Genomic DNA, 252 nt, shown 5'->3' on the forward strand with positions numbered 1-252 from the left:
CGTCCAGGCCGTCGCCGCCCTGCTGTCCCACCAGCAGACTGCGGACCTGACGTCGGCGCGGCAGATGTGAACACCGAGCCCCGCCGCCATCCTCGACGCCTCACCGCCTACCGTGCACGAGCTCGTAGAGGTTGTCCCGTAACTGCTGGTCAGAGGTGAGATGATTTTGCTGTGGCTGGTGTGATCACGGCGTCGGAGCCCTCTTGGATAGGTCCGTTCACCGGGCTGAGCCCGCGGCAGTTCAACAAGCTG

1 pseudogene is annotated in these 252 nt (G+C 65.1%); it reads left to right on the forward strand.

The window, feature by feature from the left end:
* Positions 1-171: 171 nt before the first annotated feature.
* Positions 172-252, forward strand: a pseudogene (locus MTQ10_RS31110) (IS5/IS1182 family transposase); the annotation flags it as partial.

Source organism: Streptomyces sp. XM83C (genome assembly GCF_023072675.1).
GTDB classification, from domain to species: Bacteria; Actinomycetota; Actinomycetes; order Streptomycetales; family Streptomycetaceae; genus Streptomyces; species Streptomyces thermocoprophilus.